Source organism: Gammaproteobacteria bacterium (ex Lamellibrachia satsuma), assembly GCA_019623805.1.
GTDB lineage: Bacteria > Pseudomonadota > Gammaproteobacteria > Chromatiales > Chromatiaceae > QGON01.
The window spans coordinates 805282-830974 of the sequence record CP053680.1; the positions used below are offsets into that span (position 1 = coordinate 805282).

General features: G+C 55.2%; 23 protein-coding genes. 6 read left to right on the plus strand and 17 right to left on the minus strand.

Annotated elements, in window-relative coordinates:
• Positions 1 to 112: 112 nt before the first annotated feature.
• The 7 genes from HPY30_03565 to HPY30_03595 all read right to left on the minus strand — a co-directional run bounded on the left by HPY30_03565 (position 113) and on the right by HPY30_03595 (position 9602).
• Positions 113 to 838: a 4Fe-4S dicluster domain-containing protein gene (locus HPY30_03565; GenBank protein QYZ65149.1), complete on the minus strand. Its 726-nt coding sequence runs from the start codon at positions 836 to 838 to the stop codon at positions 113 to 115.
• 30 nt (positions 839 to 868) lie between these two features.
• Positions 869 to 3781 (minus strand): sulfite dehydrogenase subunit SoeA, encoded by a 2913-nt coding sequence (gene soeA, locus HPY30_03570; GenBank protein QYZ65150.1) that lies wholly within the window; start codon positions 3779 to 3781, stop codon positions 869 to 871.
• Positions 3782 to 4010: 229 nt separating this feature from the next.
• Positions 4011 to 4403 carry a response regulator gene (locus tag HPY30_03575; protein ID QYZ65151.1) on the minus strand — a complete coding sequence of 131 codons (393 nt, stop codon included), beginning with the start codon at positions 4401 to 4403 and terminating at the stop codon, positions 4011 to 4013.
• Between the two features lie 193 nt (positions 4404 to 4596).
• Positions 4597 to 5028, minus strand: a complete 432-nt coding sequence (locus tag HPY30_03580; protein QYZ65152.1) for a hypothetical protein — start codon at positions 5026 to 5028, stop codon at positions 4597 to 4599.
• A 21-nt stretch (positions 5029 to 5049) separates the two neighbouring features.
• Positions 5050 to 6942: an ATP-binding cassette domain-containing protein gene (locus HPY30_03585; GenBank protein QYZ65153.1), complete on the minus strand. Its 1893-nt coding sequence runs from the start codon at positions 6940 to 6942 to the stop codon at positions 5050 to 5052.
• Between the two features lie 95 nt (positions 6943 to 7037).
• Positions 7038 to 8555 (minus strand): HAMP domain-containing histidine kinase, encoded by a 1518-nt coding sequence (locus tag HPY30_03590; protein QYZ65154.1) that lies wholly within the window; start codon positions 8553 to 8555, stop codon positions 7038 to 7040.
• A 33-nt stretch (positions 8556 to 8588) separates the two neighbouring features.
• Complete coding sequence (locus HPY30_03595) at positions 8589 to 9602, minus strand: response regulator (GenBank protein ID QYZ65155.1); 1014 nt, start codon at positions 9600 to 9602, stop codon at positions 8589 to 8591.
• Positions 9603 to 9835: 233 nt separating this feature from the next.
• On the opposite strand from HPY30_03595, the gene HPY30_03600 reads away from it, so the two are divergent.
• The 3 genes from HPY30_03600 (at position 9836) to HPY30_03610 (ending at position 11441) form a co-directional block, all read left to right on the plus strand.
• The gene (locus HPY30_03600; GenBank protein QYZ65156.1) at positions 9836 to 10543 is read left to right on the plus strand and encodes a Crp/Fnr family transcriptional regulator; all 708 of its coding nucleotides are present in this window, start codon (positions 9836 to 9838) and stop codon (positions 10541 to 10543) included.
• 102 nt (positions 10544 to 10645) lie between these two features.
• On the plus strand, positions 10646 to 11050 hold the full coding sequence (locus HPY30_03605; GenBank protein QYZ65157.1) for a hypothetical protein: 405 nt from the start codon (positions 10646 to 10648) through the stop codon (positions 11048 to 11050).
• A gap of 7 nt (positions 11051 to 11057) precedes the next feature.
• On the plus strand, positions 11058 to 11441 hold the full coding sequence (locus HPY30_03610; protein ID QYZ65158.1) for a nitrogen fixation protein: 384 nt from the start codon (positions 11058 to 11060) through the stop codon (positions 11439 to 11441).
• A 212-nt stretch (positions 11442 to 11653) separates the two neighbouring features.
• Here HPY30_03610 and HPY30_03615 read toward each other — a convergent pair whose 3' ends face one another.
• The 9 genes from HPY30_03615 to HPY30_03655 all read right to left on the minus strand — a co-directional run bounded on the left by HPY30_03615 (position 11654) and on the right by HPY30_03655 (position 20038).
• Positions 11654 to 12157: a heme-binding protein gene (locus tag HPY30_03615; protein QYZ65159.1), complete on the minus strand. Its 504-nt coding sequence runs from the start codon at positions 12155 to 12157 to the stop codon at positions 11654 to 11656.
• Positions 12158 to 12330: 173 nt separating this feature from the next.
• Positions 12331 to 12951 carry a hypothetical protein gene (locus HPY30_03620; GenBank protein QYZ65160.1) on the minus strand — a complete coding sequence of 207 codons (621 nt, stop codon included), beginning with the start codon at positions 12949 to 12951 and terminating at the stop codon, positions 12331 to 12333.
• Between the two features lie 39 nt (positions 12952 to 12990).
• Positions 12991 to 13959, minus strand: coding sequence for a hypothetical protein (locus HPY30_03625; protein ID QYZ65161.1), 969 nt, complete (start codon positions 13957 to 13959; stop codon positions 12991 to 12993).
• A gap of 12 nt (positions 13960 to 13971) precedes the next feature.
• Entirely contained in the window at positions 13972 to 14166 is a 195-nt protein-coding gene (locus HPY30_03630) for a hypothetical protein (GenBank protein QYZ65162.1), read from the minus strand.
• A gap of 151 nt (positions 14167 to 14317) precedes the next feature.
• Complete coding sequence (gene ispG, locus HPY30_03635; protein ID QYZ65163.1) at positions 14318 to 15556, minus strand: flavodoxin-dependent (E)-4-hydroxy-3-methylbut-2-enyl-diphosphate synthase; 1239 nt, start codon at positions 15554 to 15556, stop codon at positions 14318 to 14320.
• 170 nt (positions 15557 to 15726) lie between these two features.
• Positions 15727 to 16995 carry an NAD(P)/FAD-dependent oxidoreductase gene (locus HPY30_03640; GenBank protein QYZ65164.1) on the minus strand — a complete coding sequence of 423 codons (1269 nt, stop codon included), beginning with the start codon at positions 16993 to 16995 and terminating at the stop codon, positions 15727 to 15729.
• Positions 16996 to 17150: 155 nt separating this feature from the next.
• Positions 17151 to 17912, minus strand: coding sequence for an MBL fold metallo-hydrolase (locus HPY30_03645; GenBank protein QYZ65165.1), 762 nt, complete (start codon positions 17910 to 17912; stop codon positions 17151 to 17153).
• A 32-nt stretch (positions 17913 to 17944) separates the two neighbouring features.
• Positions 17945 to 19099: an outer membrane protein assembly factor BamC gene (bamC, locus tag HPY30_03650; protein ID QYZ65166.1), complete on the minus strand. Its 1155-nt coding sequence runs from the start codon at positions 19097 to 19099 to the stop codon at positions 17945 to 17947.
• A gap of 63 nt (positions 19100 to 19162) precedes the next feature.
• A complete protein-coding gene (locus HPY30_03655; protein QYZ67889.1) occupies positions 19163 to 20038 on the minus strand; it encodes a 4-hydroxy-tetrahydrodipicolinate synthase in 876 nt (291 codons plus the stop codon).
• Between the two features lie 244 nt (positions 20039 to 20282).
• Between HPY30_03655 and HPY30_03660 the strand changes: the two genes are divergently transcribed.
• The 3 genes from HPY30_03660 to HPY30_03670 are packed head-to-tail and all read left to right on the plus strand — an operon-like array spanning position 20283 to position 22757.
• Positions 20283 to 20822: a glycine cleavage system protein R gene (locus tag HPY30_03660; protein ID QYZ65167.1), complete on the plus strand. Its 540-nt coding sequence runs from the start codon at positions 20283 to 20285 to the stop codon at positions 20820 to 20822.
• Between the two features lie 20 nt (positions 20823 to 20842).
• On the plus strand, positions 20843 to 21322 hold the full coding sequence (locus HPY30_03665) for a peroxiredoxin (protein QYZ65168.1): 480 nt from the start codon (positions 20843 to 20845) through the stop codon (positions 21320 to 21322).
• 28 nt (positions 21323 to 21350) lie between these two features.
• Positions 21351 to 22757 carry a PhoH family protein gene (locus tag HPY30_03670; GenBank protein ID QYZ65169.1) on the plus strand — a complete coding sequence of 469 codons (1407 nt, stop codon included), beginning with the start codon at positions 21351 to 21353 and terminating at the stop codon, positions 22755 to 22757.
• An 88-nt stretch (positions 22758 to 22845) separates the two neighbouring features.
• Here HPY30_03670 and HPY30_03675 read toward each other — a convergent pair whose 3' ends face one another.
• Positions 22846 to 25659 carry a response regulator gene (locus HPY30_03675; GenBank protein ID QYZ65170.1) on the minus strand — a complete coding sequence of 938 codons (2814 nt, stop codon included), beginning with the start codon at positions 25657 to 25659 and terminating at the stop codon, positions 22846 to 22848.
• Positions 25660 to 25693 lie beyond the last annotated feature (34 nt).

A 25693-nucleotide genomic window follows, 5' to 3' on the forward strand; every position in this document is an offset into this window, starting at 1 on the left:
ACCGTAGGGAGAGATCTCAAGCTACAAAGCGCATAGCTAGGTTCCGTGGTATGAGATTTCTCACTGCGTTCGAAATGACAATTAATCAGAGCTTCCTTAACCTTTAGCCTTCCTACCAAGCCACATCGTCAAGAGTCTCACCGGCCTCAGGCAGCGTCGGCAGCTCTTCTTTCTTCAACGGATTATCGACACGCACCAGTTCGTCTTCATGGATCTGGATACGGGTCTTGCGCCGTGGCAGATAGTGGTTCGAGGGCTTTGTCCCCCACTCTGGCTGCAACGGATATCCCCCCTGCTCACGAATCGCTACCGATACATCAGAGTCGGGGTCATGGATATCACCGTAGATTCTCGCGCTGGTGGGACAGGCCAGTACACAGGCGGGCTTGCGTTCCGACTCCGGCAGAGTCATGTCAGTGACGCGGTCGATGCAGAGAGTGCACTTCTTCATCACCTTCTGCTGCTCGTCGAACTCGCGAACGCCGTAGGGGCAGGCCCAGGAACAATATTTGCAGCCGATGCACTTGTCGTAATCCACCAGTACCACGCCATTATCCTCCCGTTTATAGGAGGCTCCGGTGGGACAGACCGGCACACAGGGGGGATCTTCACAGTGCAGGCAGGATTTCGGAAAGTGGTAGGTCTCGGTGTTCGGGAACACGCCCGCCTCATAGGTCTGCACCCGGTTGAAGAAGACACCGGTAGGATCGGCATCATAGGGGCGTAAATCGGTCATGGGCCCGGCCCAACCAGAAGTATTCCACTCCTTGCAGGAGGTCACACAAGCATGGCAGCCCACGCAGACATTGAGGTCGATAACCAGTGCGAGTTGAGTCATAACATTAACCGTCTATACGTTCCTGCTTCTTCATTCCTGAATTTTCGTCTTTTTACGAAAAGCACCCGCCACGAATGCCTGCCACTTGCCACGCTTCGGATCCTGGCCCGGCACTCTCTTCTGCGGCTTGAACTGGGGCGAAGTTACCTCTGGCTCTCCAGCCTCCGCCGGGTAGATCCTCACCCGCACATCGAACCAGGCCGCCTGTCCGGTGACAGGATCGGAGTTGGACATATGATCCCCCGCCTCACAGGGCGGCAGCTCTTCAGAGATAACGTGATTGAGCAGAAAGCCCTTCTGGGATTCATTCGCCTTGGGAGATAAGCCCCAACTGCCCGCTGCCTTGCCGATGGCATTCCAGGTCCAAACCGTGCCCGGCTCCACCGCTTCGGAAAAACGGGCCATGCAGCGCACCTTGTTGGTTGGCGATTCGATCCAGATCCAGTCCCCATCGCCAAAACCATTGGCCTCTGCGGTGCGGGGATTCACAAACAGGTAATTGTGGGTATGGATCTGCCGCAGCCAGGCATTCTGTGAGTCCCAGGAGTGATACATCGCCATCGGCCGCTGGGTCAGGGCATTCAGCGGATAGGTATGGGTATCCACCAGCTTGTGTTCCAGCGGCGCGGAGTAAAACGGCAGCGGATCGAAATTATCCTGGATCCGTTTGCGCAGACGCTGCGGCGGTATGCGGCCTGGCCACTTTCCCTGGGCCGCCAGACGGAAGCGCTGCAACACCTCTGAGTAGAGGTGGATCGTAATGGGCTCTGCGTAGCGGGTCATGCTGTGAGCCCGCGCCCACTCCAGGTAGCCGCGATTCCAGTTGCGCATGTATTGATAGGACTTTGGCAGCTCATAGTGGTAGACGCAGCCGTTCTCCTTGTACATCTCCCACTGCCGGGGATTGGGATCACCCTTGAGGAACTTCTCGCCACCCTTGCCGCGCCAACCGGCAAGAAAACCGATGCCGGAACCCGGCGAGGTCTCATAGTTGACGACAAAATCGGGATAGTCTCGAAACTTGCGGCTGCCGTCCTCTTTGACAAATGCGGGCAGGCCGAGACGGGATCCCAACTCGATGAGCACCTCCTGAAACGGCTTGCAGTCGCCACGGGGCGGCACCACAGGAATGCGCACCGAATCCACCGGCCCGTCGAACTCGGAGATCGGCCGGTCGAGCATCGACATGGCGTCATGGCGCTCAAGATAGGTGGTGTCCGGCAGTACCAGATCCGCAAACGCCACTGTCTCAGACTGGAAGGCATCGGCAACGATCAGAAACGGGATCTTGTACTCCCCGTTCTCATCCTTGTCGGTGAGCATCTTGCGGACATTCTCGGTGTTCATGGAGCTGTTCCACGCCATATTGGCCATGAACAGCAGCAGGGTGTCGATCTTGTAGGGATCACCGCGCCATGCGTTGGTGATGGCATTGTGCATCAGACCGTGTACCGACAGGGGATACTCCCAGGAGAAGGCCTTGTCGAGGCGCACTGCCTCGCCATCCTCATCAACGAACAGATCATCCGGTTTCGACGGCCAGCCCAAGGGCATACCATCCAACGGGGCATTGGGCTGCACGGCCTCCGGTCCTTTAGGTGGCTTGGGACAGGGGGGAATCGGACGCGGGAACGGCGCCTTGTGGCGAAAGCCGCCGGGGCGGTCGATGGTACCCAACAGGGTCATCAGGATAGCCAGTGCGCGTATCGACTGAAAACCGTTGGAGTGGGCAGCCAGGCCACGCATAGAATGGAAGGCCACCGGGTTGCCGATCACCGAATCATGATCGTTGCCCCAGCTATCGGTCCACTGGATCGGCAGCTCAATCTTCTGGTCACGGGCCACCACCCCCATCTCATGAGCGAGGCGGCGGATGGTGTCAGCCGGGATACCGGTGATATGCGCGGCCCACTCCGGCGTATACTCTTCGACCCGATCCTTCAGCAGCTGGAATGCCGGTTTTACCGGCGTTCCATCCTCCAGCTTGAACTCGCCCATCAGGCGTGGATCGGATCCTGGCGTATGGGTGGATATCTCACGGTCCAGATCAATATCCCACCATAGCTTGTTCTCTGGGTCGAAACAGCCCTCTTCGATATGCATCTCGAAACGACGGAAAAGACCATGATCATCGCGGCTGGGATCATCCACCACCAACTCCGCCGAGTTGGTGTATTTGATCAGGAAGTCACGATCATAGAGTCCCTGCTTGATCAGCTCATGGGTAATTCCCATGATCAAGGCGCCATCGGTGCCGGGTTTGATGGGCACCCATTCGTCGGCAATCGCCGAGTATCCGGTGCGTATCGGATTGATGGAGATGAAACGGCCGCCACGGCGTTTGAAGTCCGAGAGCGCAATCTTCATTGGGTTGGAGTGGTGATCCTCCGCTGTGCCGATCATGACAAACAGCTTGGCCCGATCCAGATCGGGACCACCGAACTCCCAGAAGGATCCGCCAATGGTATAGATCATGCCGGCGGCCATATTCACGGAACAGAAACCGCCATGTGCTGAGTAGTTCGGGGTGCCGAACTGCTTGGCAAACATGCCGGTCAGAGCCTGCATCTGATCACGCCCGGTGAACAGGGCGAACTTTTTAGGGTCTTCGGCGCGGATCTTCGACAGCCGCCCCTCTATCAGCTCAAACGCATGTTCCCAGGAGATCTCTTCAAATTCAGAACTGCCACGCTCTGCCCCCTGCTTTCGCAGCAGCGGTTTGGTCAGTCGTGCCGGCGAATACTGCTTCATGATGCCGGAGGAACCCTTGGCGCAGATCGCCCCCTTGTTCAGCGGATGATCGGGATTGCCTTCGATGTGGCGAATCTCACCATCCCGCAAAGTCACCCGAATGCCGCAACGGCAGGCGCACATGTAACAGGTAGTCTCTTTGACCTCGACGCGTCCCTGATCACTGTCAGACCTGGAGGTGGGATCCTGCATGCTAAAAAACCTATGCAAAAAAACGAAAATAAAGATCGGCAATAATTTTAATATATTAGCTTTTTCTTATTAATAATGCCAATCGCGATGGTGTGGCAATAATCAAATTGAACCACCCAGAGATGAAGGTAGCGCAGAAATAACAGTAGATAGTGTTGGTTGAGCAGGAATCGACCGCTTACCCGGCAATTAGCCGGGTAATTCAGCTGGCATCAATGAAGGGGGTCCATCAGCTGCGGGCCGGCAGCACATGGCCCGTTTTTGCCAACATGGTATTCACCGCTTTTTGCAGGCGTTTGGGGTCGAAGGGCTTCTGCAACCAGCCGTTGGCACCCATGCGCTTGGCTTTATCCTTTTTGAAATCCGCGCTTTCGGTGGTCAACATGATGATCGGCGTCTCCGCATAGTGATCCAGACGGCGCAGTTTGCTGACAAGACTGATTCCGTTCATATTCGGCATATTGATATCACTCAGTACCAGATCAACAGCATTGTCGCGGGCTACCTGCATTGCTTGCATGCCATCCTCCGCAAGCAACACTTCGTGGCCTTCATCTTCAAGCACACCCCGCACCAGTTCCCGCATCACTTTCTGGTCATCCACCGCAAGAATTATCGCCATCTCCTGACTCCCGTTTCACTAGAGAATTGAGTTTCCTCATATATCGTCAGGTGGTGGGGGAACTTTAAGATAAACATGTGGAAGCGGCTCCCGGCCCGAAAACTCCGTAGAGGGTGAATCGCAAAGTAGGCAGGTTACCCGGGCGCGCGCAGCGCACCCTACATGCAAATGGTCATTGAGAGGTTACCTCTACTCAATAACTGAATTGTTTTAATACCTTGTAGCCAAACTCCGGTTTCCAGCCCCAGGAGTAGTTACGCAGATCCTTTAGTGCCGCTTGCTCCGCCTGAGCCGCAGACCCAGCGCTATAACCACAGCCATAGCTGGTTCTGGGTTTTCCGATGGCACTTTTGTAGTCGGTTTGTACTATGACCACATGGGCGTGGGAGAGAATGGTGTTGGCCTGGGGATGGGCGTCCTGGTATTTCTTGTGCCAACCCTGCTCGCGCAGCTTGGCTTTGGCCTTTTTAATCGCGCTGGCCACGCTCTCATTCTGGCCTGCAACCCACTCAATCGCCAGTGAATTTCCCAGCTTTTTCACCACGACACAGGCGGCCTCGGCTTGGGCATTCTGCCCAGCCAGCAACAGTGTCAGGCCAATCAGGTATCCACTCATCTGTCGCATGATAATATCCGTAGTCTGGCTTCAACTTTGTTGGGCTTCCAACGTCTCCCAGCGATCGAAGGCCGTTTCCAATGCCTGTTCCAGTTCTTTCAGTTCCCGCTGCAGGCCGGTAACTTTGTCACCACTCTGCTGATAGATTTCAGGATCACTCAACTGCTGCTGGATATCCCCAATCTCTTTCTCGATGGTTTCAATCCGCTGCGGCAGAGCGCCCAACTCGCGTTGGTCTTTGTAACTGAGCTTTCCTGCCCCCTTTTTCGGCGGACTCGGCTCAGACTTTACCGCTTTTTCTGAGGAAGCCACCGGCAGAGCCTGCTGCTGTTTGCGATGGCGGTCCCAGTCGCTGTATCCCCCAACGTACTCGGAGATCCGCTTTTCCCCCTCGAACACCAAACAGGCGGTGACCGCATTATCGAGAAAATCACGGTCATGACTGACCAGCAGCAGTGTGCCCGTGAAGTTGATAAGCAGCTCTTCGAGCAGTTCCAGGGTCTCCACATCCAGATCGTTGGTGGGTTCATCGAGCACCAGCACATTGGACGGTTTTGTAAACAGTTTGGCCAGCAGCAACCGGTTGCGTTCACCGCCGGAGAGCGCCTTCACCGGAGTGCGCGCCCGCTCCGGGGTAAAGAGAAAATCCTGCAGATAGGAGATAATGTGTCTGCTGTTGCCGCCGATCTCGACCTTGTCGCTACCACCACCCACATTATCCTGTACCGACAAATCCTCCTGCAGTTGACTGCGCAGTTGGTCAAAGTAGACCACTTCCAAATTGGTCCCAAGCTTCACGCTGCCGCTGTCCGGTTGCAACCGTCCAAGCAGCAGATTGAGCAGGGTGGTCTTACCGGCGCCATTGGGGCCGATGATGCCTATCCGGTCACCCCGCATGATGGTGGTGGAGAAACCGCGGATCACCGGCTCTCCCTCCCATGCATAGCTGATATCATCCACCTCGACCACCAGCTTGCCGGAGCGATCACCCGCCTGCAGCTGCATACGCACCTGACCAGTTTCACTACGCCTGCGGCTATGCTCATCCCGCATCGCCTTCAGCGCTCTCACCCGCCCCTCATTTCGGGTGCGGCGGGCCTTGATCCCCTGACGGATCCAGACCTCCTCCTGCGCCAGCTTCTTGTCGAAACGGGCATTCTCCTGCGCCTCGGCATTGAGCATCTCCTCCTTGCGGCGCAAAAAATTGTCGTAGTCTCCCGGCCAGTCGGTCAGGCGCCCCCGGTCAAGTTCCAGAATCCGCGTGGCAAGATGACGCAGAAATGCACGGTCATGGGTCACAAAGAGCAGCGCCCCACCGTAACCCAGCAGAAATTCCTCCATCCAGTCGATGGATTCGATATCGAGATGATTGGTAGGTTCGTCCAGCAGCAGCAGATCAGGTTCAGTCACCAGCGCCTGCGCCAACAGCACCCGTCGCTTGAGTCCACCGGAAAGTGCCTCGAACTGCATGTCAGGATCCAGCGATAGTCGGGAGATTACCGTCTCGACCCGCTGTTCCAACTGCCAGCCATCCCCTGCCTCAAGCTCATGCTGAACCCTGGCCAGGGGTTCGAGCAGGGTTTCGTCACCCGTCTCGGCAAGACGGGTGCTGATCTGATGGTACTGTTTTATCACTTCAGAGAGTTCCCCGATGCCATTTGCCACAATATCGAAGACAGAACCCTTCAGCGCTTTGGGTACTTCCTGCATGAGGCGTGCAATGCGCACGCCGCCACTGACGACCCGCTCACCGTCATCAGCAGTCAGCTCCCCAAGAATGATCTTCATGAGGGTCGATTTGCCAGCACCATTGCGTCCAAGCAAACAGATCCGCTCACCCCGTTCAATGGAGAGATCCACCCCATCCAGCAGCAACGGGCCACCAAATCCAAGTTGTATATTTCTCAGTCTGATCAGCGACATCGATTCACCGTTGGAGATTGGCGCAAAGAGAGTCCTATCGACCCACCGATCGCGCCAAAGGAAAAATCGGGTAGTTTAACAGGCTTGAAGTGGAATTAAGGAAAGAATGGCATGCGGGGAATAATAAAGCTGAAAACAGCACCACCATCATCGGCATTTTCCGCCCAGATGCGGCCCCGATGTCCATCGATGATCTCATGGCATATAGCCAGACCCAGACCGGTGCCGCCCGCACCATTATTGGTCTTGCTGCTCTGGATAAACTTATCAAACACGGCCTCGAGTTCATCTTCCGGGATTCCTATGCCCTGATCCCGAATGGTGAAACGCAGTGCATCGCAATCTTTACCATCGTCTTCCCGTCGCCCCATGGGGATTTCATCAGAAACGATGGTGATATGGACAGCTTTTCCGTCAGGAGTGAATTTAAGGGCATTAGAGAGTAGATTGGTAATCACCTGGCCAATACGTAACGCATCGAAAGTTGCCAGCGTTGACCCTTTTATCGGGTCGATGAAGACCCTCAAGTCATGTTCCTTGAATCTGGCCTCCTGTTCTGCGAGACAGGTATTGAAGACTTTTGCCAAGTCATTCTGTTCCAGCTCGAACTCCATGCGCCCGGCTTCCAGTTTCGACAAATCAAGCAAATCGTTCAGCAGTGCCAGTAGCCGATTGCCGCTCTCATTGATACGCGAGAAGTATTTGTTCAGCTTTTGATCCACCTCCGCTGAGACCTTATTGAGGCCAAATTTGGAGAAACTCAAGATTGCGTGCATCGGTGTACGCAACTCGTGGGACATGTTCGCAAGAAATTCCGACTTACTCTGGTTTGCCCGCTCAGCCGCCTCCATTGCCTCTCGCAGATCCCGGGTCTGCTCCGCCACCAATTCCTGCAGGTGATCACGATGCAGTCTGACTTCACTCTCTTTCTCTTCGAGCAGTTTCAACGCCTTGTCCAGACTGCGGGCATGGCCCTCCGACTCCACCAGACTGATCTGACCCTGCCAATATTCGGCAGCAATGCGATGACCAACCAGAAGAATAAATCCCCAATAGATTCCGGCATAGACCACCATCAGATAACCCAGGGTATCGCCCTGGATCCCGATATAGAAGCTGATTACTATAACGGGCATCCAGATCAGGGCGAGAAACATGTTCCAGACTTTCGGGAACTGCGTCATCGTACCTATCGCTCCGCCGCTCATACCAGCAGTGGCGATCAGCATGACGAAACCATCTGCGCTAAGTCCGGCGACGTGAAGTGCAAGCGCGGAGAAGAATCCCAGCAGAAAGCCGCTCGCCAAACTCCAGAAAGTGTATCCCCTGCGGAATTCGACAAGCCTCTCATCGGTAATCAGGGAGAGTCGTTTCGAGTAGAAATAACGAATGCCGCTGGCGGCAAGCAGCATCAGAGCAACAGGTCCCATGATCTGCAGCTGACTTCTGAGAAGCGTACTGCCGATGAGGATAAATGAGACAAGCGCGGGGTAGGCAAAAACGACAATTCCGGCCCGGCGTCCCATATCCCGGCTACCGCGCTCATTGACCTGGTGTCTCAGTTCAGCCGAAAGTTCAGATGCAATATGACTGTTTGAAAAGAAATCAGGCATGGCCCTCTCTATCTCCCATCAACCTGCCTGTTGTTACCCAACTTCAGATTCGACCGCATCAAGCAGCAGATCCATCTGATCGATAACCCGCTCAACGCTACTCCTGCTCATTCCCTCGGATGAATCATTTGCATTCCGCATATCAGACAGAATGTTCCGTGTCAGATCCTGCATCCGAAGCAGTGTTTCACCCTGCCTTTGCAATCGCTGCTCATTGTCGATTCCGACAACTCTTGCATTCGATATCTGCAGCATTACTTCCAGGTTTTTTTTCCAGCGGGCATGCCTATTCGCGTCTTCTACCGGCATATTCCTGATCAATACGGAAACACCGCCGTATTTGGCCAATGTGCGGCGTCCGAAATCGATGAAACGTCCATCATCCGGCCCCATCTCCAGCACTTCCTGCTCCAATGGGCCGACATCGCCTTCATGGGAGAGATAGAGATCACCTTCTTCACTCTCTATTCTCAACACAACTCTCAACCCGTAACACTCAAACATATCAAGCATGCTCTTGCCGAGATCCGCTCGACTGTTCAACGGGTAGGCAGCACCTAAAAAATGGAGGAGTGCTTCAGCTTCACCACTGACAGACAGGGCCGTTTGCGCCACATCCAGGGCATCAGTTGAGGACTGCTGAAGCGAATCGAGCTGGCGCTTGGTCGCAAGCGCCAGCTTGACCTTGATCAGGAGTTCCTCATCGTCGAAAGGTTTCGTGACGTAATCATCACCCCCTGCCCGGTAGCCCGCCAATCGCTCTTCCAGTTTGGAGTAGGCGGAGACGAAGATGACCGGAATATCCGAGGTATCGGGTTCTGCCTTTAAACGACGGCAGACCTCCAGACCGTCCATCCCCTGCATATTGACGTCAAGCAGAACCAAGTCAGGCGGAGCGGCATTTGCCTCGTCCAGGCAGGCACGGCCACTGTTCACAAGCGTCAACTCAAACTGATCTCCCAGAATCTCCTCGAGAATCTCCAGGTTCTGTGGTTCATCATCCACACCGAGAATCCAGAATTTATGATCATCTTGACCTGCAGCCATATCTCCTCCATTGCCATCAGGCATGAGCACGCAAAAACGCAGCTATGGTAGCATCAAGAAACTGCCTGAATGGACAGTTTGCACCATTTCAGATGAAATCAGGAAATAAATTCAGGCTTTTTCTCACACTGATATCTGCTATCGTGCAACCTGACCCCACACTCGGGAAAAAGCAGGCGTTTGACCTGCGACAGGGCTTGCCAGCCTACTTACATACCGTCGGAAAAGCCAACATGGTAAAAAATGTCACATTCAAAGAAGCCTGGGATGGTATTGCAGACTGCAAAGTCTGTGCGCTCAGAGAATCGGTGCTTTTTTCAGGGCTGGACGAAGAAAATTTTGAACAGATACACGACCCTATCGATCAATACACGCTTCCGGTAGGATCCACGCTCTATCGCGCCGGCGACGTCGGTGACCGCATGTACACTATCCGGTCGGGAGTACTCAAACTGGTACAGTACCTGCCGGACGGTAGCCAACGCATCGTGCGTCTGATCCGTGCCACGGATGTCACCGGGCTGGAGTGCCTGCTCGGAGAAAACTACAAGCACGATGCGGTCGTCCTGCAACCGACTGAGGCTTGCAGCCTGCCGGTCAAGGTCGTGGAAAATCTGAGCAAAGAGAACCCGAAACTTCACCGGGAATTACTCAACCGCTGGCAACGGGCGCTCAACGAAGCCGACGCCTGGCTCACAGAACTCTCAACCGGCTCCGCAAAACAGCGTGTGGCAAGATTGCTGCTGCGCCTGGTCAGTGATGCTGAAACCAGCGAATGCCTACTCTTTGCCCGTGAAGACATGGGCGCGATGCTGGGCATTACCACCGAAACCGCCAGCCGAACCATTGCGGAATTCAAACGGCAGAGTCTGTTGGTAGAGACCAGCAGCAACCATTTCCTGCTCGACATCCCCAATCTGCAGCGTATCGCTGAAGATTGACTATTTTCAATGCCTTCAGCCGGGATGACACTTAGCATTCCCACTGTCCTGAATGATAGGTTTTCTGGGCGGAAACTAACTAGACGGCTTGGAGTAGGCAAGGTGAAGCAAACACTGCTGGAAGAGACTTATCCTGTTTTTCAACTGGACATCAAGGGGCCGGAGTGCCGATTCAATTCAGTAGATGAAATAGTTGCCCATATCAGGCAACAGATCGAAACTCACCGAAGCGCCAGATTCATCGCCGTTTTTGATCATTTCGCCCATACGACGGCCCTACCGGAAGGACAGATTGCTGAAGAAATTACTGCCGCGGTCAACATCGTTTTCTGCTTCGGCCTGACCCTGCAAGACCCCATGCAGCTGGCTGTGCGTCCACGCTCCATCGGCGTCTGTGAAACCGACGGGCATTTCAGTATCACCTTCATGGAAGCCCCTATGCCTGTCGCCAATGCGGCTATGGAAGAGTGGGCCAGGTCACTCATTTCAAACCGGGCAGCCGCCTGAGGCCAGTATGAAAATCGGTATCACCAGCCAGAATTTCCGGACCATCACCGGGCACGCGGGAAAAAACCGCCGTTTTCTGGTGTTCGAACAGGATGATAGTGGTCAGATAATCGAAGGCGAGCGGCTGGATCTCCCAAAGGAGATGAGCATGCATGAGTTCCGCGGTAGCCAGCATCCCGTTTTTGAAATGGACGTGCTGATTACCGGTGGCTGTGGAGAGGGTTTCATTCGCCGCATGGCATCTCAGGGTGTCCGGGTTGTCGCCACCAGCGAGGCCGATCCACAAACTGCAGCCGCCAAGGTTGTTGCCGGGGAGGCATTGCCGCCCGCTGAACCACACGACCATGACCATAACCACGATCATCATCACAATTCGGTAATGCCCGGCTAAGGAGCCTCTGAATGAATGACATTTTTCGTCATTGCGAGCGTAGCGAAGCAATCTCCTTGGGTAGTACTCCGTAGCAGGAGATTGCCGCAGTCGCTACGCTCCCTCGCAATGACAGGTTTTCCTGTCCGTTCAGCGATTCCCTAATGGATTCGTCCTCAATAAACCTCGGATTTGGGCTGCCTGATCTACAGCGCTTGATCAGGCCTGCGGAACTACATCGACATCTCCAGGTCATCAATGACCTTGTCGATCCCCGCTTGGGCGCATGCCTCATCGGTCTTACCCGAAGGTGCCCCGCTGACGCCGATACCACCCACCAACTGACCACCCACCTGGATTGCCAGACCGCCAGCGGACATCACCAGCCCGTCGATGCGGCCAATCGGCGTATCGGCCCGATCGCTGAGTTGAGAGGTTGCCGCATTGAAGTTAACGGCGGTAAAAGCCTTTTGCCGGCTGATCGGCACGGTGATGGGAGCGGCAATGGTATCTCTGAGCACGACCTGTACCGTTCCCTCACGATCCACCACGGTGGCGGCAATCTGGATACCCTGTTCGCGGCAGGCCGCAACTGCACCTTGGGCTATGGATGTTGCCACCTCCAGGGTGAGGCGTTGCGTCGACACCAGAAGTGCGGGTTCTTCATCAGCCGGTACGGCCTGGGACAGGGTCAGGCCTACCGTTGCCAATAACAGGTCTTTTGCTGGTTTCCACATTGTCTTCTCCCGGCTGATTATTGAATAAGAACGTCATGGTGCACACAGCGCACCCTACCATCTCAGAGTTTCAGAGGAAATCAGGAAGTTTTTTTGCAACATAAAGAGGGGCGGAGGAATAATTATTCCCTCGGCCCCTCTTCCTGTTTTTCTGGAACGCTTATGCAGCAAGTTTAGGTAGGCGGGGAGACGTAATCGTCTGGCGGGACACTATCGCCGCTCACTTCATCCCTATGAAAGCAAGGCCACTGGTCGTTGGCACAGGAAATCGCCATGCCGGCGGCTGCAGTGCCCAAGACTATCCAAACCCAGGGGTATTTTTTCATGCTCGCTTTCGAGGCCGCGGGGGTCGAGCTTGATCCTCCTTCGCCGCCGGGTGAATAGGCGAGCGTCTGGCCACGCAGATCGATCGAACCTGCACCGGCTCCAGTCATATTGAAATCGAGTAGTGGCGCCATACGGAAACGCGACGCCCCCCATTGCACTCTTTTCTCATTCCACAACTGACGGGAATCATAGTCGAGCCGAAATCCGAGCCGTTCTTCACCGCTATTCCGGGAGCTACTCTGCCCAAAAGGCACATTCACGTAGAACATCACACCCGGATCGAACGTGGGCTCCGCCATGGCCGTGGAGTGTATGCAAAACGAGGCTGCCGCCGCCAGTGAAATCAGTGTCAATCTGTTCAATGTCTTATCCTCCGCTTCAGTTTCCGCTCCCGCCAAACAGCGGGTAGCGGTCTTTTCCGACGTATTCCTCTCCTGGAAACTCGCCGTCAAATTGGGTAGTGACACCCAAATACTCACCTTGCTCGGTTCGCATCCCACCTGGTTTCACTGCCCGGCCAGGATACTCTCCTGCTTGATATCTTCGCACCTCGACAGCACCGCCGTTTCGGGCAGTGGCCCGTACATCTCGTCCGCCAGCTCCCGCACCGCAAGCCGGGCCTCCCGCTCATCAACCTCACTATCCAGCGGAAACAGCGCCAGACCCGCATCCATGAATCTGTCCACCGGTTTTCTCAGTCGCACGTCGAATCCGTTCCAATAAAAGAGGTTGCCCAAGCGCTGATCACAGGTGAAACGACGATGCAGTTCCTCTTTCAGTGCGTTGAGCAGATAGATCTCGGCCAGTGTATGTCTGGTGCTCAACAACGCCACCCGCTTTGATGCAACGACAAGATCTGAAGGCATCAACAGCCCATGGTCGGGGATCTTCAGCCAATCCAACACCACTGAAACCGAACGATTTGGGCGATTCGGAGGGAGTTCGAAACGTTCTGCACCTCCCACCTCCAGCGCCAAGGCAATGAATTCGGTGCAGTAGAGCTTTTCGTGCTCAGCGTAATTGAAATAGGGGTCGAAAGGCGCCTCCTCACGGAGCTGGGTCCGGGCATAGTCCGCAATACGCGCCTTGTCCAGACCCGTTGGCTCGTAGATCGCAACATGATGGTAACTCCGGACAAACTGCCCAAAAGGTGTACGCTGCACCTCGCCTTTGATCACATCTGTTGGTGGAAGGCAGGTCAGGTTGAAACCGGCGGCACCCGTGATGTCGTAGACATAGGGCGCGCCGTCATCGATTACCAGGATGCCGGCATGGAGATAAGGGGGATAGGACTCAGGGATCAGGGTAATGCCCATATCCATGATGGCGCCGGAGCCGATAACCACCACCTGACCGGAGACGAGGGGCAAACTGAGAAACTGCTGCGGGTCCTCACCGGCCACCTGCCAGGTCTTGAAATCCTGCCGCGTCGGATTGGTGCAGGCGGCCAGCAGGAAGACAAGGAATAACGACAACCAGCGCACTGCTCAGTTCCCCTTGCTGCCGGCCGTTTCGGAACTGCGACTGTCACGCGCTTCCGATGGGAAGTTGTTCGGCTGGCCCGCCAAGGGTTCGAGCAGCTCCGCTTTTACCTCCGGCGGCAGACTCACGCAACCAGACAGTGCCGGCAACGACACCAGAAAAATACAGAATAGACCTGCTTTCACTACCTCTCGAGCCATAACGGTTCCTCTGACCTAAGGTTGTCATGCAAGCGAAGACTCTCTTTTGGCAGGCATTATAACAAAAAACCTACTTTAAGTGCGGCTACTGAATTATTATTTCATTCGCCCTCTTCTACTTGCAGTGCGACCGCGTAAAAAACGTTGAACACTATTCTCCCTGTGGATTTCGCCCGTAGCGATCCCTCACATATCCATCCACAATCCCCATAAACTGTGCCGCAATATCATCTCCCTTGAGTGTAGCCACCTTCTCTCCATCCACAAATACGGGCGCCGAGGGGCTCTCTCCAGTACCCGGCAAGCTGATACCGATATTAGCTTGCTTGCTCTCTCCGGGGCCATTGACCACGCATCCCATCACCGCCACCGACATCTCTTGCGCACCTGGGTATTGCCGGCGCCAGACCGGCATCTGCGCCCGTAAGTGGCTCTGCACGTCCTTGGCCAATTGCTGGAACAGGGTACTGGTGGTGCGCCCACAACCGGGGCAGGCCACTACCATCGGTGCAAAGGCCCTTAGTCCCATCGACTGCAGGAGTTCCTGGGCAACCACCACCTCCTGGGTGCGTGCGCCACCGGGCTCCGGCGTCAATGAGATGCGGATAGTGTCACCAATCCCCTCCTGCAGCAGCACCGCCAATGCAGCCGTGGAGGCAACGATCCCTTTGGAACCCATCCCCGCTTCTGTCAACCCGAGGTGCAGGGCATAGTCACTGCGGGCGGCCAGTTTCCGGTAGACCGCGATCAGATCCTGCACACCACTCATCTTGCAGGAGAGCACGATATGATCTCTGCCGAGACCCAACGCTTCCGCCCGGAGAGCACTGTCCAACGCCGACTTGATCATGATCTCATGGGTCACCTCATCCGCATCCAGCGGATCGGCCGCACGGGCATTCTCATCCATCATGCTCGCCACCAGAGTCTTGTCCAGACTGCCCCAGTTGACCCCTATACGTACCGGCTTGTCATATCGACAGGCGGTCTCGATCATGGTGGCGTACTGGCTGTCACGCTTCTCTCCGCTACCCACATTCCCAGGATTGATGCGATATTTCCCCAAAGCCTGGGCGCATTCGGGAAAATCCGCCAGCAGGCGGTGGCCGTTGAAGTGAAAATCCCCGATCAGCGGGACATTCAACCCCTGCTTGTCCAGCGCCTCGCGTATTGACGGCACCGCTTTGGCGGCTGCCTCATTATTGACCGTAATGCGCACCAGCTCGGACCCGGCCCGCGCCAGTTCCGCCACCTGTCTTACGGTGGCGTCAACATCCGTCGTATCGGTATTGGTCATCGACTGCACCACCACTGGCGCATCACCGCCAATGAGAATCCGGCCAACCGGCACGCCAACCGTCTGGTGTCTGCTTATACAAGAAGATGTCATGGAACCAAGTTACCTTTAATTAGCTGAACTCCATAGGGAGCGGAGTCAAATTTGACTCCGACCCCCTTCACTACAATAACAACCTGAAAATGGGCATTATCGCTAATCCTGCCCCTTTAACCAAAAAAGCCCGGTCACAAGACCGGGCTTTTTATCGGGATATGCGGTGTCTATTTCAGCTTGCCGATACCCAGCATCTTGAGGATGTACTTCTCGTAGATCGGCTCTGATGTACCCTTTTTCATCTTGCGGATGAAGTACTTCTCGAAGGCGATCTTGGCCATGTGTACCCATTTCCCCTTCTTGAACCAGGCGACATTACGCGGAGGAATCTGCGGCAGGGCGACAAAAGCAGCACCTGTGTCTCCCATATCCGCCAGACAGATGGCATTCCAGGTAGCCAGGGTAGTGCCTTCCTTGCCGTTCAGGGTATCCGCAATGTTATGCACGATTGCGGTAACCATCGACTCGATCATGTAACCGGTCTTGGGCGCACCGGTTGGCACAGCAGTCGCTTCCACCGGCGGTATGGCAATGCAGACACCGGCAGCATAGATATTTCCGTAGGTCGGGTTGCGCTGGTGGTCATCCACAAAGACAAAGCCGCGAGGGTTGCAAAGCCCCTCAACATTGGCAACCGCATCGACACCCTTGAAGGCAGGTAGCATCATGGAGTATTTGAATGGCAGCTCGATCTCTTTGATCTTATGGCCGGAATCATCGTACTGCTCGATGAACATCAAACCCGCTTCAATCTTGATCACCTTTGCATTGGTGATCCAGTTGATATGGTGGGCGCGAAAATCACTCTCCAGAAAACCCTTTGAGTCACCGACGCCGCCCAGACCGAGATGCCCAACATAGGGTTCGGAAGTCACGTAGGTCATGGGGACCTTGTCGCGCAGCTTGCGCTTGCGCAGGTCTGAATCAACGATGAAAGAAAATTCGTAGGCGGGGCCAAAACAACTGGCGAAGGGCATGGCGCCGATCACCACCTGCCCCGGATCTTCTAGTAGTGCCTGATAGGCCTCGTAAGCCTTTTCGGCATGATCCACAGTACAGATCGACTCGGTATGCCCCTTGGGGCCTGAACCCTCAACTTCTTCAAAAGCCAGTCTCGGGCCGGTGGCGATTACCAGATAGTCGTATTCGATGACTTCGCCGCCATCCAACTCGAGCTTGTTGCCTTCCGCATCAATCTTATCGACGCGTTTGGCGATAAAGTTGATACCTTTGCGCTCCAGGTGTGGACGAATCTCAAAGGTGATATGTGACCGCTCACGCCATCCCACAGCCAGCCAGGGGTTCGACGGCACGAACTGGAAATACTCCCGTTCGTTGATCATCGTCACCTCATGTTCGCGCCCCAATTCGGCGCGTAATTCATAAGCACAGGGCATTCCACCAGTACCAGCACCTACTACAACGATATGCGCCATAACTCACTCCTCCAACCCATTTTTTCTTACACGGAAAGGTCAGGCAGTCCTGCCGATCCGCTCAATTGTTAAAACTCGCATACGATACAACCAACCACCTGAAAATTAAAGAATTATAAGTAATTCAGCAGGAACCAATACAAGCGGAATGCACTTCATAAAACCAACCAGGTGGTGGGAGTGCGCTGTGTCGCCACCGTCAGCCGTTCAACGATTTGAGGCGCATGCAACATTACTCCCTCGCGAACCAGTGCGGCGGTATTATTTGCTTCACTGAGGTGGGCAGCCACCAGATGCCGCAGCCTCTGCTGGTCAAGACGCGCCAGAAGTTCAAAGGACTGGCGATTGCTCAGATGGCCCAGCACGCCACCCACCCGCGCCTGCAACCGGGGCGGGTAGGGTCCGGCGCGCAACATTTCGGTATCGTGGTTGAACTCCAGCTGCAAAGCGTCGCAGTCGGAAAGATTTTCGACGATATGCGGCGTAATGTGCCCGGCATCAGTCAGCAAACCAAGAGATACCCCATCCGCCCGAAAAACAAACTGGCAGGGTTCACGGGCGTCGTGAGGTACAGGATAGGGGGTGATTTTCAGGTCGCCGATAGTGAAGGGACCGGCATGACTATCGATACAGTGCAGTGCCGGTATCTCACCGCACCTGGTGCCCCTGTAGGTCCCGGCAGTCATCCAGGCGGGAAGTTTATAACGCCGGGTAACCGGCCCCAAACCACTCACATGATCGGAGTGCTCGTGGGTGATGAGGACCGCATCCAGCGAGTCCGCAGCCACATCCAGCAAACCGAGTCGCCGTTCGATCTCCCTGGCAGGAAAACCGCAATCCACCAACACCCGCACATGGCCGGTTTCGATCAGCAGCGCGTTCCCTTTGCTGCCACTTCCCAACGACGCAAAACGCACGTCACTATTCGGACAAATATGAGATTGTCGAGTTAACGGATATTCTCATGCAGCAGCGTCAAAATACGCAGTGCCGTCGATGAAATATCACGTTCTCCCTGCTGGTTGAGCACGGTTACCCGGCTCGTCTTACCCTCGGCTTCGAGCTTCACCTGGTACTGATTCTCATCGTCGAGCTTATCATCCGACCAGAAAGCGAGTTTAGAGAAGAAGCCCTTCTCCTTGCCGCCCTCCTTGTCGGGATCGATGTAGCGGACAAAATAGATCCCTTCAGAGCGATTGCGATCCTCTACCGCAAACCCAACACGATCAAGGGCAACGCCGGTCAGGCGCCAACCTCTGGCAAAACCTTCATTGATGATGAGGTAGGCCTCGGTCGCGGATTTCACCAGTTCTGAACGTGCCTTGCGCTCCTCTTTGCGCGCCAACGCCTGTTCAGCATGTTCCCCGCTCGTGCCCAGATAGACCATCAGGCGACGCAGCATCTCAGCCTCGACACCTGGATCATTGGGTCGTGGCGTCCAGTAGGTGGTATCGGCGTCTCCTCCGACATTCTCTACCAGTTTTTCTTCAAGGCCCCTGTGGGTCAGGTAGAGTTCGGTAGTGCCGGTTTTTTCTCCCTCTTCCAAGCGTACGCGAAACTGATCGCGGGTAGCGGAAGAGTAGACGCTGTCCAGAACCTTGCGAAACAGTTCTGTGATCGTACCCTGTTTGACATCTGCCCGACTCTCAAGCCAGTCGGTACGCATGATGCCAACGGTGGGATCCTGTTCCACCAGCAGCAGACCGTTTTGACGCCAGAACTCCACCACCCTGGGCCAGACTTCGTCCGGAGTTGCATTGATAAGCAACCAGCGCTGATCGCCGTCGCGCTCGACCTCGACATCCTTCACACGGGGTAAAACGGTGCTGCCGGCTAGCCTGGGAGTGGTTGAACCTCCATCCTGCCGGTTGGTGGCGTACTCAGAGTAAGAGGCGCTCCCCGCCGCGCCCGCCTCCGGCACCCTCAACGCATCATTGATCGCAGAACGTGAAAGGTCTGGGGGCACTTCGAGGTTGTCGACCATCTCCCGTTGGTTTCTGTACTCCGTCTGTTTGTCGGAGAAAATATCCCCGGTTGAGCTGCAACCGTGGAGCAGAACAGCGAGGGCCGGGATGAGAATCAGTCGTTTAACAGTATGCAGCATAGCTGGGTTCGATCTTTCGATAACCTTGAGTTCCCGCAAATCTGCGGATAATTATTAACTGGTTTAGCAGACGCCTGCCTGCTCCATGGCAGCCCGTACTTTTGGCTGGAGTACTTCAGAGAGCCAGGTCAACGGCAAGCGGATACCTTTCTGCGCCAAACCCATTTCAACCACCGCCCACTTCACTGGAATAGGGTTGGATTCAACAAATAACGCCGCATGCAGCGCTGCCACTTTAGCATCCAACCGCTCTGCGGCCTCGCGCTCCCCGGCCAAGGCCGCTGCGCACATCTGCCGCATCAGCTTGGGTGCCACATTCGAAGTTACGGAGATCACCCCGTCGCCGCCAATCAGCATCGACTCGCAGCCGGTTGCATCGTCCCCGCTGTAGATACCAAAATCGGCTCCGCAAAGCTCGCGGATCCGCGTCACGCGCTGCAAATCGCCGCTGGCTTCCTTGACGCCGATGATGTTCTCCACCTCAGCCAACCGGGCCACGGTCTCAGGCAGCATGTCGCAGGCGGTACGGCCTGGAACATTGTAGAGAATTTGTGGGATATCGACCGCTTCCGCCACTGCCTTGTGGTGCAGGTAGAGGCCTTCCTGGGTCGGCTTGTTGTAATAGGGGGTCACTAATAGGCAGGCATCCGCCCCTGCCTCCATGGCACAGTGTGTCAGGCTGACTGCCTCTGTGGTCGAATTGGCCCCGGTACCCGCAATGACGGGAATCCTGCCCGCAGCGTATTCAACCACCTTGCGGATCACGCCACAGTGCTCTGTCTCGTCCAGCGTGGCGGATTCACCTGTTGTGCCCATCACGATGATGGCATCCGTCCCCATTTCGACATGGAAGTCCACCAGACGATAGAGTGCCTCATCATCCAGACTGCCACCTTCCTTCATGGGAGTGACCATCGCCACCATGCTGCCGCGAAACATCTCTTCGAAAACCCTCGGTATCAAGCTCAATCCGCTATGTTATCCTGCGGCTTGCGATGCTGACAAGTCGACTGGAAAAGCGATTTGCCGGACGCAAGCCGCCGACGTGTTACACTTTGAACCGGATACCAATAAAATGTTGGCGCTTTTCCGGCCGTCCGTACATGATACAGGCTAGTGTGAATTAAAGGCTCAGTGCGCCCACTTCAGGCGCACACCCAGAATCAAAACAACACGAAGATAAATGACCACTCCAAACAGCTTCCTTGTAATCTCCGCACTGGGCAAGGACCGTCCAGGCATCGTTAATGCACTTTCAAAGAAGATCCTGGACGATGGGTGCAATATCGCCGATAGTCGCATGACTGTACTTGGTGGCGAATTCGCTATCCTGCTGCTGGTCGAGGGGCAGTGGAATACCCTTGCCAAGCTGGAAAACGCCCTGCCGGAACTGGAACAGGAACTTGACCTTACCATCATCACCAAACGCACTGAGGAGCGGAGCCCTTCCAGCAATCTGCTGCCTTACGCTGTAGATGTGGTCGCCATGGATCACCCCGGCATCGTAAACCACCTGGCGGAATTTTTTTCCCAGCGAAGCATCAATATCGAAGACATGATGACATCAAGCTACGCTGCGCCGCACACCGGCACCCCGATGTTTGCCGTACACATGAATGTGGGCATCCCTTCCGACCTGCATATTGCCGGGCTGCGGGACGAGTTCATGGACTACTGTGACGGGTTAAACCTTGATGCCGTCCTCGAGCCCGTCAAGGGCTGAACTCGGGAGAATATTTGACAATGACAGCTATCGCCATCGGAAAACTGGTGCCAGACATCGAGCTGCCCGCTACCAGCGACAAGACGCTTAAACTGTCGGATTTTCGCGGCAAAACCATCGTGCTCTATTTCTATCCCAAGGCCAACACACCTGGATGCGCCCAGGAGGGTCGGGATTTCACCGCGGCTATCAACAAGTTTCGACGTCAATCGACGGTCATCATTGGTGTCTCCCGCGACGGCATCAAGGCCCAGGAAAACTTTAAGACGAAACAGGCCTTTCCCTTCGAACTCCTGTCGGATAAGGAGGAGGGGCTCTGCAACGCCTTCGACGTCATCAAGATGAAGAACATGTACGGCAAGAAGGTACGTGGCATCGAGCGCAGCACCTTTCTCATCGATGAGTCGGGCTTCCTACGAAAAGAGTGGCGCAAAGTTAAGGTCAAAGGACACGTCGATGAGGTCCTTGATGCGGTCAAGGCGATGCGCGCCGAAAAATAACACCGCCCATCACCACGCGGAATAGAAGATGTCAGAAGAAGAAAACAACCGCCTCTTTGTCCTGGATACCAACGTGCTGATGCACGATCCCACCGCCCTGTTCCGCTTTAAGGAGCACGACATCTTCCTGCCGATGGTGGTGCTTGAAGAACTCGACAAGGGCAAAAAAGGCATGTCAGAAGTCGCACGCAACGTGCGTCAGACCAGCCGATTTCTGGACGAACTGATGTGCGGGATCGACAGTAGTGAAATCAATCTGGGACTACCCCTCAACACACTGCAACTCAACGGCAACCATGCGGATTCGGTAACCGGACGCCTCTTCTTCCAGACAACCCCCGTCATCAGCCACCTACCTGACAGCCTGCCGGGCAATACGCCGGACAATAACATCCTTGCAACCGCCATGGGGCTACAGGAGGCACATCCACACAAGCTAGTAATTCTGGTCTCCAAGGATATCAACCTGCGCATCAAGGCTGCAGTCCTGGGCATTCGGGCGGAGGATTACTCCAATGACCAGGTGTTGGACGACGTCAATCTTCTCTATCGCGGTGAGGAAAAACTGCCGGACGATTTCTGGGACCACCATACGAAAGAGGTCGAAGCCTGGCAGGAGGAGGGCCGGACCTTCTACCGGGTCAGCGGCCCGGACGCCCGTGAATGGTATCCCAGCCAATGCCTCTACCTGGAGGGTGATCACGGTATCGAAGGCATAGTTCGGCGCCGGGAGGGAGACGATGCAATCATTGAGTTAGTCGATGACTTTCGTCACCAAAAACATACCGTCTGGGGCATCAATGCCCGCAATCGGGAACAGAACTTCGCCCTCAATATGCTGCTCGACCCGGAACTCGACTTCGTCACCCTGTTGGGCACTGCCGGCACAGGCAAGACCCTGCTGACGCTGGCAGCGGGACTGATGCAGACGCTGGATCAGAACCTCTACCGAGAGATCATCATGACCCGGGTGACAGTGCCTGTTGGGGAGGACATCGGCTTTCTACCCGGCACAGAAGAGGAGAAGATGACGCCATGGATGGGTGCGCTGATGGACAATCTGGAGGTACTCACCCAGACCGAGGGAGGAGAATGGGGCCGTGCCGCCACCGAGGACCTTCTACGCAGCCGCATCCGCATCCACTCACTCAACTTCATGCGTGGCAGGACATTTCTGAACAAGTACATCATCCTGGACGAGGCACAAAATCTGACACCGAAGCAGATGAAGACTCTCATCACCCGGGCTGGACCAGGGACGAAAATCGTCTGCCTGGGGAACGTGGCGCAGATCGATACACCCTATTTGACGGAGACCACTTCAGGCCTCACATACGCCGTTGATCGCTTCAAGAACTGGCCCCACAGCGGACATATCACTCTGTTGCGGGGAGAGCGTTCACGTCTGGCGGATTTTGCTTCGAATAACCTGTAATTCAAGCGAGCATGGTGCGCATGGCACACCCTACGTTCGTCACAATGCCAACCTTCACAACGAACGCCCAAACTTGAGCTGTAACCCGTCACTCCAAACTGCCGCGCTCGACGATCTGCTGCAAGGCTGCGACCGAGAGTTTGTAGACATCTGCGATCTGCTCATAGACGGCACTCAGATCACTTCCATCCTGTTCACGGCCTTTGGTCTCCAACTCCCTGGCCAGGACCGAGAGTTCGATTGCTCCCACATTGGCACTGCTCGATTTCAATGAATGAGCGGGCCCCACCAGGGCGTCCAGATCCCGGGACTGAACTGCCTGTCTGATTCCATCCATTAAGTCTGGCGTACTGCTCAGATAACTCTCCAGAACCATAATGAAATCCTCATCCATGATCTCAAACAACTCCTCCACTACCGCAATATCTATGACATCGTAGGACACTTCCTCCTCCCCCACATCCGTTGGCAGATCCTGAGTCTGTGGAAGCTCCGTTGATTCAGCAGAATCTTCCGGAACATCCGCTTGTTCTTGCAACACTTCCTGCATGGGCAACCATTGCCGCAGCATATTTTCCAGCGCCGCCGGCTTGACCGGCTTGGACAGATAATCATCCATCCCTGCCGCCAGGCACCGTTCCCGATCCCCCGCCATCGCGTTTGCCGTCATTGCAATGACCGGCAGTCGGGCAAGTCCCTGCTGCTGTTCACGTTGTCGGATGGCATCCGTCGCCTCGTAACCATCCATTCGAGGCATCTGACAGTCCATCAGTACAACATCAAAATTCTCACTGCCTACCGCCTGCATGGCATGGACACCGTCCGTCGCTGTGACTGGCTGTAACCCCGCCTTCTGCAGAATTTTCTTTACTACTGCCAGATTGACCGGATTGTCCTCCACCACCAGGATCTTACCTACCAGCGGGGTGTGTTGAGGTAGTGGCGCTTCTTCGGCCATCTCCACAGTTGGCGGCTCATCCAGCATCTCAGCATGCCCATCATCCCAACCGAAAGATTCGTCAGGCATTCTTGGCATAGGCTGCTCCGCTGTTACCGAGCCTGCGCCTGACACCGTCTCTACATCAAGCAGCCGTTTGAATCTCTGCTCCACCTCCACCCTGTGGATCGGGGCGTTCAGTATCTCAATGCCCTGACGACCAAGGGACTTGGCATCTGAAACAGTGGGGTCCAAAACCAGAAACTTTACCTGAAGCAGCACTGGATTGGCCCTAATTTCCTCGATCGTCTTCAAAATTCCCTGGCCTGAAACCCGACCATCGATAACGATCAGTTCGTAACTCCAGCTCTCTCCCAGGTTGGCTGATGCCTGGAGCTTGGATATCGCATCGTAACTGTCCACAGCCTGCTCAAAAACCATTCCCCAATCCCGCATATAAGCCGCAATGTTATGGGCAACCTCATCTTGCGCCAGAATCAAGGCACGTGCGCCCTGCAGATCCCGCCGCGCGGAAGGCACCTCTTCCAGCGATTTGCGCAGGGGCACGACAAACCAGAAGAGGGAGCCTTTGCCCTTCTTTGATTTAACCCCAATGCGTCCACTCATGAGCTCCGTCAGACGCTTGCAGATCGCCAAACCCAGCCCGGTCCCTCCATGTGTGCGGGTAGTGGATGCATCAGCCTGTGAGAAAGGCTGAAAAAGCCTCTCCACCGCCTCTTCCGACATGCCGACACCGGTATCACGTACTGCGAAGAGCAATTCCACCTCGGTACGGGTAGCGTGCCTGATGGAAACTTCCACGGAGATACCACCTTTTTTGGTAAATTTAATCGCATTACTTACCAAGTTCGTCAAAATTTGCCGCAGCCGAATCGGGTCTCCACGTACTGCGGGAGGCACATCCTGATCTATCCGATAGCTGAGTTTGAGTTTTCTGCGGACTGCAGCGTTCGTCATCAGGACGGTTACCTGCTCCACCAGTTCACGAACATTCAGTTCGATGAACTCCAACTCCAGCTTGCCGGCCTCAACCTTGGAAAAATCCAGAATATCGTTGATGATGCTCAACAGCAGTTGGGATGAGTTGAGCGCGGTATTGACGAATTGGCGCTGTTCACTCTCCAGCTTGGTCTCCCGCAGCATCTCCAGAATGGGAAGAATGCCGTTCAGAGGGGTACGAATCTCATGGCTCATGGTAGCCAAAAATTCTGTCTTGGCCAGATTTGCGGTCTCTGCCGCCTCCTTGGCCAACGAGAGCTCCCGTTCGACATCCTGCCGTTGATCATTTTCCGCACTCAGGCGACTGGACAACTCCGACAATTGGGTCTCTGTCTCCATCAGCCGTTCGCGCAGCAAAGTGCGGTTGGCAGACATCAGCAGAAAGCGCTGCTGAGCGGCCGTCATCCACATGGAGAGGATCCCCAGCGCCAGCAGATAGGCGATGAGTCCCACCCAGGCGCCTTCCTGTAGTGCCATATCTGAGAGGGTCACATTCAGGATCACCGGCAGTGATGCCGCCAGAATAAAGACCAGGCTGGCCAGGCCGTCCACTGTCAGCAAAATGGCAGAGAGGAGCACCACGACGCCAATCAGGGCATAGCTCAGCAGAGACTCGTGGGACATAGGCTGCAACAATAGAAATATCAGTGCAGCAGACCAGGCCAAACCCAGCAACAAAACACCCGGAAGAAAGGGAAAACGCCAGTTGAGCAGATTGGAAACAGCCGCGCGGCTGGCAAAAAAGGTCAAAACAGCCTGTAAAAGCAGGATAGCGAGCAGCACCCCACCCCAAATCTGGCCACGGGCAAAATCCCAGGCGTTGTTGATGGAGAAGAAGATAGCGGCACCCACCAGGTTGGCAAGCATCAGCACAATGCCACTGTTATAGAGCAACCTGACCTGTTCGGCCTTTACCTTGATATCTTCAAAATTATTTTCCGTCATCAACCAATACTGTCAGCGAGAACCACGGGGCAAG